General features: G+C 59.3%; 5 protein-coding genes. 3 read left to right on the top strand and 2 right to left on the bottom strand.

What is annotated here, in order from left to right; genetic code table 11:
• On the bottom strand, positions 1–942 hold the full coding sequence (locus FFH90_RS06515; protein WP_018926640.1) for a glycosyltransferase family 2 protein: 942 nt from the start codon (positions 940–942) through the stop codon (positions 1–3).
• A 257-nt stretch (positions 943–1,199) separates the two neighbouring features.
• Between FFH90_RS06515 and FFH90_RS06510 the strand changes: the two genes are divergently transcribed.
• On the top strand, positions 1,200–2,324 hold the full coding sequence (locus tag FFH90_RS06510) for an OpgC family protein (RefSeq protein WP_138866879.1): 1,125 nt from the start codon (positions 1,200–1,202) through the stop codon (positions 2,322–2,324).
• A gap of 54 nt (positions 2,325–2,378) precedes the next feature.
• Here the strand turns inward: FFH90_RS06510 and FFH90_RS06505 are convergent, their stop codons facing one another.
• On the bottom strand, positions 2,379–3,800 hold the full coding sequence (locus tag FFH90_RS06505) for an amino acid permease (RefSeq protein WP_064616292.1): 1,422 nt from the start codon (positions 3,798–3,800) through the stop codon (positions 2,379–2,381).
• A 655-nt stretch (positions 3,801–4,455) separates the two neighbouring features.
• Here FFH90_RS06505 and FFH90_RS06500 point away from each other — a divergent pair.
• Both FFH90_RS06500 and FFH90_RS06495 read left to right on the top strand, forming a co-directional pair.
• Positions 4,456–7,566, top strand: a complete 3,111-nt coding sequence (locus tag FFH90_RS06500; protein WP_138866878.1) for a transglycosylase domain-containing protein — start codon at positions 4,456–4,458, stop codon at positions 7,564–7,566.
• A 262-nt stretch (positions 7,567–7,828) separates the two neighbouring features.
• Positions 7,829–12,781, top strand: coding sequence for an NEL-type E3 ubiquitin ligase domain-containing protein (locus FFH90_RS06495; RefSeq protein WP_318653365.1), 4,953 nt, complete (start codon positions 7,829–7,831; stop codon positions 12,779–12,781).
• Positions 12,782–12,786 lie beyond the last annotated feature (5 nt).

Raw genomic sequence — 12,786 nt, 5'->3', positions numbered from 1 at the left:
CTAAAGCCCGACCCGGTCTTTGCCGCCGATGACGTCTTTGATCACATACCGGGGCCGATGCTTGGCTTCGATGTAGATGCGACCGACATACTCTCCAAGAATGCCGATGCCGATCAGTTGCACACCGCCCAGAAACAATATGGCCGTCATCAATGAAGGGTAACCGGGGACGCTGTTGCCGAAGAAAATCTTGTCCAGCACCATGTACACCGCATACAGCACCGCGAAGATTGAAATGCCGCCGCCGATGTAAGTCCACAACTGCAAGGGTACGGTGCTGAACGAGGTAATGCCTTCCAGCGCCAGGTTCCACAGCTTCCAGCCATTGAATTTGCTGCGTCCCGCCACCCGCTGGGCCCGCTCGTACTCCACCACCACGGTGGTGAAACCGGCCCACGAAAGAACGCCTTTCATGAACAACTGATGCTCGGGGAGTGCGCGAATCACATTGACCACCTTGCGGTCCATGAGGCGGAAATCCCCGACGTTCTCCTCGATACGGGTGTAGGAAATCCTGTTCAGCAGGTGGTAGAACATTGCCGCACTGTGGCGTTTCAGGTAACTGTCGCTGGCACGGTCCCGGCGCTTGGCGAGTACCACATCGGCACCTTTTTGCCACTCGGCAATCAACCGTGGAATGACGCTGATCGGGTCCTGCAGGTCCACGTCCATGGGGATCACCGCATCGCCAGTGGCGTACTCCAGCCCGGCAAACAACGCCGGCTCCTTGCCGAAGTTGCGCGAGAAATTGATCAGCAATACCTGTTCATCGACCTGGGCCAGCGCCTTGGCCTGCTCAGCCGTCTGATCGGTACTGCCGTCGTTGATGAACACGATCTCGACTTCATAAGGGTCAAGTTTCAACTCACGACGCACCGCTTGGTGGAACAGACTGATCGCCTGCTCTTCGTTGAATACCGGGACAATCAGCGAAACCTTCACGTTTCACACTCCTGAGAACCGAAGTGTAGATGCTCGCCAGATGCCATCATGGGGAGTTCTGGTGCGCGGACAGTCCGGCAGACCGACGGCCACGCCGTTCTATCCGTTCGCTATAAGCATCTGAGACATTCGGTAATATCCAGCCTTTTGCAATTGCCTGTGAATAACGGCACCCTGCGCGCCGCCAATGTGCGGCGCCCCCTCTTTTGCGGCGCCGGCAACTCCTTATTCAACAGCCCGTTCAAGAGCCTGCCTTCATGACGTCTGGACGCGATCACCGAATCGACTTTTTCCGCGGCCTGGCCCTGATTTTCATTTTCTGGGACCACGTGCCACAGAACCCGCTCGCGCAGTTCACGGTGCGTAACTTCGGCTTCAGCGATGCGGCGGAGATTTTCGTGTTCCTGGCCGGTTACGCGGCCGTGCTGGCCTACGGCAAGATCGCCCGGCGCGACGGGCTCATGGTCGCCACGGTGAAAATCCTGCGACGCGCCTGGGTGCTTTATGTAGTGCACATCTTTTTGCTGGCGCTGCTGATGGGCATCGTGTTTTTCGCCAACAGCCACGTGGAAACCCGCGATCTGGTGCAGGAAATGGGCTTGCAGTATTTCCTCAGCAATCCGCAGCAAGCGTTGATGGACGAGTTGCTGCTGCGCTTCAAGCCGAACCTGATGGACCCGTTGCCGCTGTACATTCTGTTGCTGCTCGGCCTGCCGCTGGTACTGCCGATGCTGCTGCGCAAGGCTGAATACGTGGTGGGGCTGTCGGTGGTGTTGTACCTGCTGGCGCCATGGTTGCAGTGGAACCTGGCGGGCACCGACGGGGGCGTGTGGTTTTTCAATCCGATGGCCTGGCAGCTGCTGTTTATTCTCGGGGGCGCGGCGGCGATTCACCGGCAAAGGCCTCGGGCGCCGCAACCTCGACCGCTGACTCGACAGCCGGTTTTCATCGCGGCTCTGACCTATCTGGTAATGAGCGGGATGATCGCGCTGTCGTGGAAATGGCCGACCGTGCATGACGAGTTCATGCCCCAATGGCTCGGCGAATGGCTCTATCCGATCAGCAAGACCAACCTCTCACCGGCGCGTCTGCTGCACTTCCTCGCCCTCGCCTACGTCACCGCCAGGTTGTTGCCGAACACGGGCTGGACGCAACACTGGCTGGCGCGACAAAGCTGTCGCATGGGCCGATATTCCCTGGAGGTGTTTTGTTTTGGTGTGTTGCTGGCGCCGTTGGCGGACATGCTCAATGCCTTGGGTGGGAACGTATTGGCGATGCAGCTATTCAGCGCAATGTTGGGGGTCGGATTGATGGCGTTGCTGGGGGTTTGGCTGGATTTCAATAAGCGGTTGAATGTGCCGATACCCGTGGCAGCCGTTTAAATGCAAAAGCCCCGATCATTCTGACCGGGGCTTTTGTATGGCTGGCGTTACAACTTACGAAGCCGAACGCACCGCGCCTTGCGTCACATTGGTCGGCTGCAACTTGAACATGTAGAACAACACCGTCAGCAGTACCAGGAACGCCGGGCCCACATACAGCGCCACTCGGGTGTCCGGGAAGTACGCCATCAGGCCGACCACCAGCACCAGGAAGGCCAGCGCCAGATACGAACTGACCGGGTACAGCCACATGCGGTATTTCAGGCCGGCACGTTCGCTGGCGCTCAGGCCTTTGCGGAACTTGAGCTGGGCCAGCAGGATCATCACCCAGGTCCAGATCGCGCCGAAGGTGGCTATCGCGGTAACCCAGACGAAAACCTTCTCAGGCACCATGTAGTTGAGCAGCACGCCCAGCAACAACGCGCCGATCGACAACAGCAACGCACGACGGGGCACACCGCCGTTCGAGGTTTTGGCGAAACCGGCCGGGGCCTGGCCGTTCTGCGCCAGGCTGTAGAGCATGCGCCCGGTGCTGAAGATGCCGCCGTTGCAGGACGACAACGCCGCGGTGATCACCACGAAGTTGATGATGCCGGCGGCGGTCTTGATGCCCAGACGCTCGAAGGTCATCACGAACGGGCTGCCCTGGGTGCCGATTTCGTTCCACGGGTAAATTGACAGGATCACGAACAAGGCGCCGACGTAGAACAGCAGAATCCGCCAAAACACCGAGCCGATCGCATTGGGGATGGTCTTCTGTGGGTTCTTCGCTTCACCGGCAGTCAGGCCGATCATCTCGACGCCGAGGTAGGCGAACATCACCATTTGCAGGGACATCAACACGCCTTGCACGCCATTGGGCATGAAGCCGCCGTGGGCCCACAGATTGGAAATCCCCAGGGCGACGCCGTCGTTGCCGAAGCCGAACGCGATCACGCCGATACCGCCGACCACCATCGCAATGATGGTGACGATCTTGATCAGGGCGAACCAGAATTCGAACTCACCGAAGGCTTTCACCGCGATCAGGTTGATCGAGCCCATGCTGACCAACGCGGCAAGTGCCCAGATCCAGCGCGGCACGTCGGGGAACCAGACGCCCATGTACACCGCCACCGCAGTGATTTCCGCGACGCAGGTCACCAGCCACAGGAACCAGTAGTTCCAGCCGGTCAGAAAACCCGCCAAAGGCCCGAGATAATCCTGGGCATAACGGCTGAACGAGCCGGCGACCGGATTGTGCACGGCCATCTCGCCGAGGGCGCGCATGATCACCAGGATCGCCAGACCGCCGATGATGTAGGAGAGCATGATGGCCGGACCGGCCATTTCGATGGCCTTGGCCGAACCCAGGAACAGGCCGACGCCGATACAGGCACCGAGTGCCATCAGGCGAATATGCCGTTCGCCCAGTTCGCGTTTAAGCGGGCCGCCCTGAGCGGTCTCGCCGTGAGGCAGGTGATTGCCGACTGGCATAGGGGTGCAACCTCGTCTTGTTATTGGATATGACCACCGAGTGTCGAAGCGCCGACCGATAAGCCGGTGCCTGGTGAAACCGGGCCTGTCTTGTGGACAGACACGTCTTGCAGGACAAAACCTCCAAGATCAGCGGGGCGTGCAGTATAAAAAGCTAACGACAGGTGTTTTCACTATATAAAACACAATATTCAGCGATAACTAACGGGTAATTCCCGCAGAACGGAGTGGCATTACCTGGCTTATGCAGGTTTTTTCGCCACTGAAACCGCACGGAGTATTGCACAGCAATGGTGCATCGTCATGCCCCTACCTAGGCAGCATTTACCTCTTCGATGCGTCTAGCTCAAACCTTTCAGACGCCCCCCCCCCCTTGTGGCGAGGGAGCTTGCTCCCGCTCGACTGCGCAGCAGTCGTGAATCCTGTACATGCGGTGTGTCTGAAAAAATCCGGTGTTGCTGGTTTTTGGGACTGCTGCGCAATCCAACGGGGGCAAGCCCCCTCACCACAGGTATGCTCCCTCGCCACAACAGCCCTTCTCCATAGGTAATCGTGCGCATCTGATATTTGGTTGTTCACAATTTTTTCACCAACGCCAACCACCGTCTAAGCTTCAAACAAGTCCGATCAATCTGCGTGAATGGATCAGTCGACTATGGGCGCTTTGTGGCAAACCGATTCGAGTGACACTGTGGTTCCGACTGAACGTGTGGATGAAGCGCCTTTACCTGAAAAACCCCGTCGTTCACGGCACGGCTGGGGGGCGTTCTGGTTGCTGCTGCTGATTATCCTGATTGTCCTGGGCCTGGCCGCGGCCAAGGAAATGCGCACCTCCAAGTTCCAGGCCCGGGAAATCAGCAAATATGCCGCCTCGCTGAAATACGAACTGCAACCCGGCCCCAGCGACGCGATTCGCTACCCTGGCGAAGGCCCGTTCGATCAGCGTCTGGGCTACAGCTCCCTGGATGAATTTCTGCCGCGCCTGCTCAAGCGCGATTACGTCATAGCGGCGCAAACCCGCTTTTCGCCTGCGCTGATGAAGTACAGCGACAAGGGCTTTTTCATTCCCTATACCGAGAAAATCCAAGCCGGGCTGTCGATCACCGATTGCCGTGCGGCCCCGCTGTATCAGTTCAAGTATCCACAACAGCTCTATTCAAGCTTTGCCGCGATCCCGCCGGTGGTGGTCAACAGCTTGCTGTTCATCGAAAACCGCTTTCTGCTCGATCCGCACCAGCCCCTGGCCAACCCCGCCGTGGACTGGCCACGGTTCGGCATGGCGGCGTGGTCCCAGGTAGCCAAGCTGTTGCGCCTGCCCGGCCAATCGGCGGGCGGCAGTACGCTGGCGACACAGCTTGAAAAATATCGACACTCGCCCGACGGCTTGACCGTGTCGGGCGCGGAAAAAATCCGCCAAATGATTTCCGCCAGCGTGCGGGCCTATCAGACGGGGCCGGAAACCCTTCAGGTACGGCAAAATGTGATTCGCGATTACCTCAACAGTGTTCCGCTGTCCGCGGTACCGGGCCACGGTGAAGTGCATGGCATGGCCGAAGGTTTGCGTGTGTGGTACGGCGCCGACTTCAACAAGGCCAACGAACGGCTGGCCAGCACCGACACCGATCAGAAAAGCCTGGCGGAAAAAGGCCTGGCCCTGCGTGAAATGCTGTCGCTGATGATTGCTCAACGCCGCCCTTCGCACTACTTGACCAAGGGCCGCGATGAATTGGCCAGCCTGACCGACAGCCATATTCGCCTGCTGTCACAAAATGGGGTGATCGATGCACCGCTCGCGGCGGCGGCACTGGCCAGCCAAGTGACCTATCGCGACTGGCAGACCCAGCCCACCATCCAACCGATCGAAACCAACAAAGGCATCAGTGTCGCGCGCAGTCGCCTGGGCAGTTTGCTCAACCGGCCGCTGTATGACCTCGACCGCCTCGACCTTTCCGCCACCAGCACCCTGCAAGGCGAGCTGCAAACCCAGGCCACCGCATACCTCAAGCATCTGGCCGACCCAGCCTATGCAGCGGAAATCGGCCTGATCGGCGAACGCCTGCTCACCCCCACCAGCACCACGCAGGTGCGCTACAGCTTCACCCTGTTCGAACTGACCCCGGACGGCTCGCGGGTACGGGTGCAGACCGACAGCACCGACCAACCGTTCGACATCAATGAAGGCAGCAAGCTGGAACTGGGCTCCACCGCAAAAATGCGTGTGCTCACCACTTACCTGCAGATCATCTCCGAATTGCACGATCGCTACGCAGGCATGACCGTTGCCGAACTGAAGAAAACCGAAGTCGCCGAACAGGATCGCCTGAGCAGCTGGGCCGTCGATTACATGATTCAGAACACCGACCGCAGCCTGCCAAAAATGCTCGGCGCCGCACTGGATCGCAAATATTCGGCCAGCCCCGGCGAGGCGTTTTTCACCGGTGGTGGGCTGCACACGTTCGTTAACTTCCGCAAGGAGGACAACGGCCGCATGCCGTCCCTGCGCGATGCCATTCGTGAGTCGATCAACCTGCCGTTCATCCGGCTGATGCGCGACCTGGTGCGCTACAGCACCTACGCAGGCCCCAATAGCAGCGCCGAATTGCTCAAGGACGACCGCGACCCGCGGCGTCAGGAATACCTGGCCCACTTCGCCGACCGTGAAGGCACCGCATTCCTGTTGCGGTTCTGGAAGAAGTACCAGAACAAAGACACCCAGACCCGCCTCGAGACCTTCCTCGACAGCATGCACCCGACACCGATCCGCATGGCTGCCGTGCATCGCTACCTATTCCCGCAGGCCGACCAGGAGAGCTTCAACACCTTCGTGCGTTCACACCTCAAGGGCGCCAAGCTCACGGAAAAACTCACCGACGAACGCCTCGAACGCCTGTACCTGAGTTACGGCCCGGGCAGCTACGACCTGCCGGATCAGGGCTTCATCGCCAAGGTCCACCCGCTGGATCTGTGGCTGATGGGCTACTTGCTGAACAACCCCGACGCCAAGTTCAGCCAGATCGTCAAAGCCAGCGAATTCGAACGCCAGGAGGTTTACAGCTGGCTGTTCAAAAGCAAACACAAGGGTGCCCGTGACAGCCGTATCCGTACGATGCTGGAGATCGAGGCGTTCCTCGACATTCATCAACGCTGGCAGAAAGTCGGCTACCCGTTCGATCACCTGGTGCCCTCGCTGGCCACCGCCATCGGCAGCTCCGGCGACCGCCCCGCCGCACTGGCGGAGCTGATCGGCACCATCCTCAACGACGGTGTACGCCTGCCGACGCTGCGTATCGACAGCCTGCACTTCGCGGCCGGTACGCCCTATGAAACCCAACTGATCAACAATCCGGTCGTCGGCAAACGCGTAATGCCTTCCGAGGTGGCAACCGCCATGCGCGAGGCCTTGTCGCAAGTGGTGGATGCCGGCACGGCCAAACGCGTGGCAGGCAGTTTCAAACTGGCCAACGGCACCCCGCTGGCCATGGGCGGTAAAACCGGGACCGGCGACAACCGCATCGAAGCCATCGGTCCGGGAGGGCGGATTCTGAGCTCGAAATCGATCAACCGCACAGCAACATTCGTGTTTTACATCGGCGATAGCCATTTCGGCACCTTGACCGCCTACGTGCCGGGGCGCTCGGCCGAAGCCTTCAAATTTACCTCGGCGTTGCCCGTGCAAGTGCTCAAGGGCATGGCGCCCATCCTGATGCCGTATCTGCAACCGGGGAGTGGCACCGGATGTTTGCCCGTGGAGCTCTCCCGCCGCTGACCGGGTGGTAAATAGTTATTTTCGGCATGGAAAATTCCAATGCTTTCGGCACTCTCCACAGGTGTTCCGCGCAGTAATTCAGACTTTTACTTTGAGCGACGAAGGATAGGCTGTTGCCTTCCATAACTGCTCAAGGCTGATAAAAACAATGTCAGATTTACAAGGACGTAAAACTGCCCGCCCAGGAGGGGCAGACGACGATAAGGGCCGTCACTACGCTTTCATCCAGAGTCGAATTCACCCGACATTCAAGGATGCTTCGTTGCGCAGGGCGCGGGAACTGAGCCTCACACAAACCCGTTCCGGACAATGGATCAGGACCGCCACTCAATCTGCTCACACACAGTTACAAGATGCCAACCTTGAACTCTGGTCTGCCCAGAACAAGGTGGATCGGTTTCTCGAAGAGTTACAAAACGTTGATGACTTCGCTGAACCCTTGCTCACCGATGCATTGATGAAACAGTACGGGGTCGATGTCGATGTCAGAACCACTTACTTGCATCTTTACTTACCCAAGGAACGCCCCTGGTATGCCATCGACGTCACAGGCGGCGTCGTCACCCGAACCGTCTCCCTGCTGAACGCTGCCCTGCACAACTTCGCACGCAGCGAAACCTGCGAGCCGGATTCCGACTTCATCAGCCAGCCCGATGAGCGCGGTCTGTTCGACGTCCTGCCGGTCAAACGCAAAATGTCCATCGCCCAGTTCCAGACTCTGTGTCGCGAGCTGGACATTGGCGCGCGCTATGCCCGATACCTTGAAAACCGCTTGCTACCCGGCGATGCCGTCGCCAGGCGTTTTCTGCAACTCAAAATCATCGACAGCGAGAAAGCTGCCTTCAAGGCAGCCGTTCAACAAGCGCTGATGACCGGCGACATTGATGCCGACGCGAGCGACCTGATCCTGAAGATGCTCGATGGCCAGCGCAACCTCACCCGCAAGGGCCGGGTGATGCATTTCGCTGAACTGTCCATTCTGGACAGCCGGCTGGCCGGGATCGTATTGATCACACCGGACCTGTACCGTGAGCACAGGCGAGAGGTCGTGCCGATATTCGCGTATGTCCCGCAAGACCCTGAACATCCGTTGAAAGAGTACCCTTCAACGGTCGCCTTCATGAATGAACTGACTCGCCAGCTGCGGGACAACCCGCTCATCTCGTCCACTGGAATGACTTATCGCCAGTTCTTCAGCCGGTTCGTCGATCAGCCGGAGCGAGGGCATTTTTTCGGCGGGTTGCAGCAGCGTCTGTTCGAGGTGAAATGGCATCAGAAAGATCCGCTGGATCCAGGGCCCAGCTGGCGGGAAGTGCCGGTCGAGCAGCCCAATCTTCGTTTCAGCGCCACACCGATCCGCGGCGAATTCTGGAAATACCGCTTTGAGCAGAAGCTGAACAAAATCCTCAATGACGCCCGACACATCGCCGTGTCCACCGCCGACACCGATCGCAATGCCCGATGGGCCTGGTGGGAGAATTTCAAGAAAATAGTCTCGGACATCTTCAACGTCGCCCTGATGGTCGTCACACCGTTCGTGCCGGGGTTGGGGGAATTGATGATGGCCTACACCGCCTATCAGATCGCCAACGATGTCATCGAAGGCTTCGTCGACATGACGTTGGGGCTGTGGAACGAAGCCGTCGAGCACATCGTGGGTGTGGTGGAAGATGCCATTCAACTGGCGGCGTTCGCCGCCGGGGCAAACATTGGCGAGGTCGTGCGTCTGAAACTCTCGCCACTGATCGAAGGCATGAAACCGGTCACGCTGCCCAATGGCGAGCCACGCCTGTGGCATCCCGATCTGCGGCCTTACGAACTGCCGGATGTGAAGCTGTCGGCCGACTCCGGTCCTGACGAACTGGGCCTGCATACCCACCAGGGCCAGGACATCCTGCCGCTGGATGAAACACACTTCGCCGTGCAGAAAGACCCGCAAACCGGCAACTACCACGTCAAGCATCCACACCGCGCCGATGCGTATTCACCCGAGTTACGACACAACGGCCTCGGCGCCTGGACTCACGAAGGCGAAAACCCGCGAGCATGGAGTACCCCGAAACTGCTGCGCCGTCTCGGCCACACCGTCGACGGTTTGACCGACGCGGATCTCGAACGCGTGCGCATTGCCAGCGGCACCGACGACGGCGCACTGCGCCGGATGTACATCGACAACACGGCTGCGCCACCGCTACTGGACGACAGTCTCGAACGCCTGCACCTGCAGCGCCAGGCCCGGCACAGCATTGAACGGATTCGCACAGGGCTGGCGCTGGATCCGTCCTCCTACTGGTTTGAACCGCTGGCGACCTACCTGGACGGCTGGCCTGCGGATAAATCGCTGAAGGTTTATCACAACGACGACCTGACCGGTCCCTTTCGCCAGTACGGCAATCCCCAGGCAACGGACGGGCAGACGCTGTCCATCAGCCTGTCGCATCTGTTGAGCAACCGGTTTGCGCCAAGCCTGGTCAACTTCCTCGATGAAGCGGAATTGCAAGCGGTACTCGGCCGGCCAATGGCGAAAAGCGAACAGGTGCAAGCGCTGCGCGATCGGCTGGCGGACGAAGCCAATCGCCTGCTTCCAGACATCGTCAATCAGCTGTACCAAGGCGCACAAGCATCGGACGATCCGCAAATCAGGCTCGTTCGCCATGAGTTTGCACAGCTGCCGTCCCGTGCGGTGAAGACCCTGCTGAGCCGTGCCGACAGCCCTGACCTCAAGCGAATGGGACAAGAGCAGCGCCTGCCTTTGAGCATCAAGATCCGCGCCCGTGAAGCAGACTTCGAAGTCCGGGCAAACCATGCCTATGAAGGGTTCTACGACGATGCGCAGTGGGTGCCGGAAACCGAAAGCCTGGTGCTCAATGCGCTCAGGATTCATTCCGACACGTTCAATGAGTTACGCATCGAAGTACGCGAAGGCAGCGATGCCGGCCCCCTGCGCTGCAGCGTGGGTACGCAGGACGCGTCGACCGTCCGGATACTGGTCCGGGATGAGGTGAACTGCTTCGAAGTCTGGGACGCGCAAAACCACAAATTGCGGGAAGCCGCCGTTTTTTTCGAAGCGGTGCTCAACGCCTTGCCGAAAAACAAACAGACCCAATTGGGTTATCGACCTGGCCAGGGCCGTTTTTTCAAACAATGGGTCATGGTCAAGACCCAGACACCTGCCGAACGCCGCACCGTGCTCCTCGCGCCACCGATCCGTCCGCGGGCGGATCACGAAGACATGATGCTGTTGCGCGGCCCTGGCTTGTCCACCCGCAAAGCCACCCTCACGGAAAGGGCGCAAGACCTCTACCCCCACTTCAACGAACGAGAAGTCGATACCTTTGTGCAATCCCTTGGCTCGCCGGAACAAGGGCATCAGACCCTGACACGACTGGACCGTGAACTGCATGATCTTGAGGTGCTGCTCAATAAATGGCGATATCGGCAACCTGATAGCTGGGGCCCGGATCGCCAAGGGTTCGTCCGCGGTGGCGGGCTGCACATCAGCGAACGGCTCATCGATTGTTTCAGGAGAAAGCCCACCGTATTCGGCGAGCGCAGCACCACTTCCGATGGCGGCTATGCACTGGACCTTTCCACGGAAATCGACGCTGTCGACCTCGAGCGTTGGTGGAAGGAACTGCCGGACATCAAGCACTACCTCGATCAGATCACCACGTTGAACCTGGACCGCACGACGTTCTCCCAGAACGCCTCCGGCCTGTTGAAAGACTTCCCTCACCTGCGACAACTGAGCGCCCGCGGTTGCGGCTTGACGCAGCTGCCCGACAGCATCGGCAAGATGCATTACCTGCGCACGCTACGACTGATGAACAACGACATCAGGCTGACGCCGGCGTCGGTCGGGCAGCTGCGAAACCTGACCCGTATCGAAACACTCAGGCTCGATGACAACCCAAGGCTGGGGATGCTGCCAAACGTTGAACGCATGCCCAGGCTCAGCATCCTGAGTCTGAGCAACACGGGGGCCACCGCGTGGCCCGACGGGCTCTTTGCGCCCAACAAGCGTCGGCCTCGAGGATTTTTTCTGGATCTGCAGGAAAACCCGATCAGGATCATTCCCACCGTCGTGCCCGGCTCTGACGATGCGTTTATCGTGGCGCGGACCCGCCTGTTCGAAATGAACCTATCGCAGGCCAATGTCGTCAAGTTCCAGGCGTATCGACGCTCAGTCGGCATCTCGCCCACACAGGTCTATACCGACGCCGCCACCGACGCGATGGCCCAATGGCCGATGAAGGATGACTCGGAGTGGTGGAGTGCCGAAGTCTCCGGGTTGGGGACCTTCCGCCAGGAAGCCTGGCACGACCTGATGTCCGAGCCTGGCTCTGAAGGGTTTTTCGCCTTGATCCAGAAACAGACCACCTCGGCCGATTACCGGGCCGGCGGTGAATTGCGTAATCAACTGAGCAGCCGGGTATGGCGAATGGTCGAAGCCGTCGACCTGGACAGCGAGTTGCGCGCCGATCTGTTCGAAATGGCAACGTCGCCCACGACCTGCGCCGATGCGGGAGCCCAGATGTTCAACCACATGGGCATCAAGGTGCTTGCCTCCGAAGCCTATGCCTTGTCGACATCGGGCGCCATGCTGGAAAGCAGGTTGGTCAGGTTGGCAAAAGGGGCGGCCCGTCTTGCGCGGGTGGAAGATATTGCACGGGCCGATTTCGCCAAACGTCCGGGCGGCGACGAAATTGAAGTGTACCTCGCCTATGAGAGCGGCCTGGCGCAACGTCTCGATTTGCCGTGGCAATCGACATTGTTGCGGTATCCCGAATTGGCCAGGGTGAACGCTGAAATGCTCGACACGGCGTTCGACACGGTAATGTCGATGGAAGCCGGCGACGGGTTGGTCAATGGAATGATCGAACAGCCGTACTGGGAGAAATACCTGCGTGACACCTATCCCGCGGAGTTCCGGCGCAATGCCCGGATGTATGAACACAGGACCGACCTGCTGGATGAACTGCGCGAGGCCCAACGCGCCTGGGCCGGTTCCAAAGAGCAGTTGATTGTGCAACGACGCGCGCTCAAGCAGCGGTTACTCGACCTTGCCAGTCAACTCAACGTCCCGGAAAGCCTTGTGCTCACCGGCGAGGAAATGACGGACGAGGTCTATGGCGGTTTGCTCAACGACATCGGCTACGAGGAAAAACAGCTGAGCCGTCGGTTGACCCGAGCGGCACTGCAGAACGCCGGATAATCAGC

Origin of the sequence: Pseudomonas sp. ATCC 43928 (assembly GCF_005938665.2) — a bacterium.
Classification (GTDB): Bacteria; Pseudomonadota; Gammaproteobacteria; order Pseudomonadales; family Pseudomonadaceae; genus Aquipseudomonas.
Note: the sequence above shows the minus strand (reverse complement) of the source record. Positions and strands in the feature narration are given on the sequence as shown.

Coding starts and splice junctions, on each gene's coding strand:
- FFH90_RS06510 (WP_138866879.1), top strand. CDS start 1,200: ATGACGTCTGGACGCGATCACCGAATCGACTTTTTCCGCGGCCTGGCC.
- FFH90_RS06500 (WP_138866878.1), top strand. CDS start 4,456: ATGGGCGCTTTGTGGCAAACCGATTCGAGTGACACTGTGGTTCCGACT.
- FFH90_RS06505 (WP_064616292.1), bottom strand. CDS start 3,800: ATGCCAGTCGGCAATCACCTGCCTCACGGCGAGACCGCTCAGGGCGGC.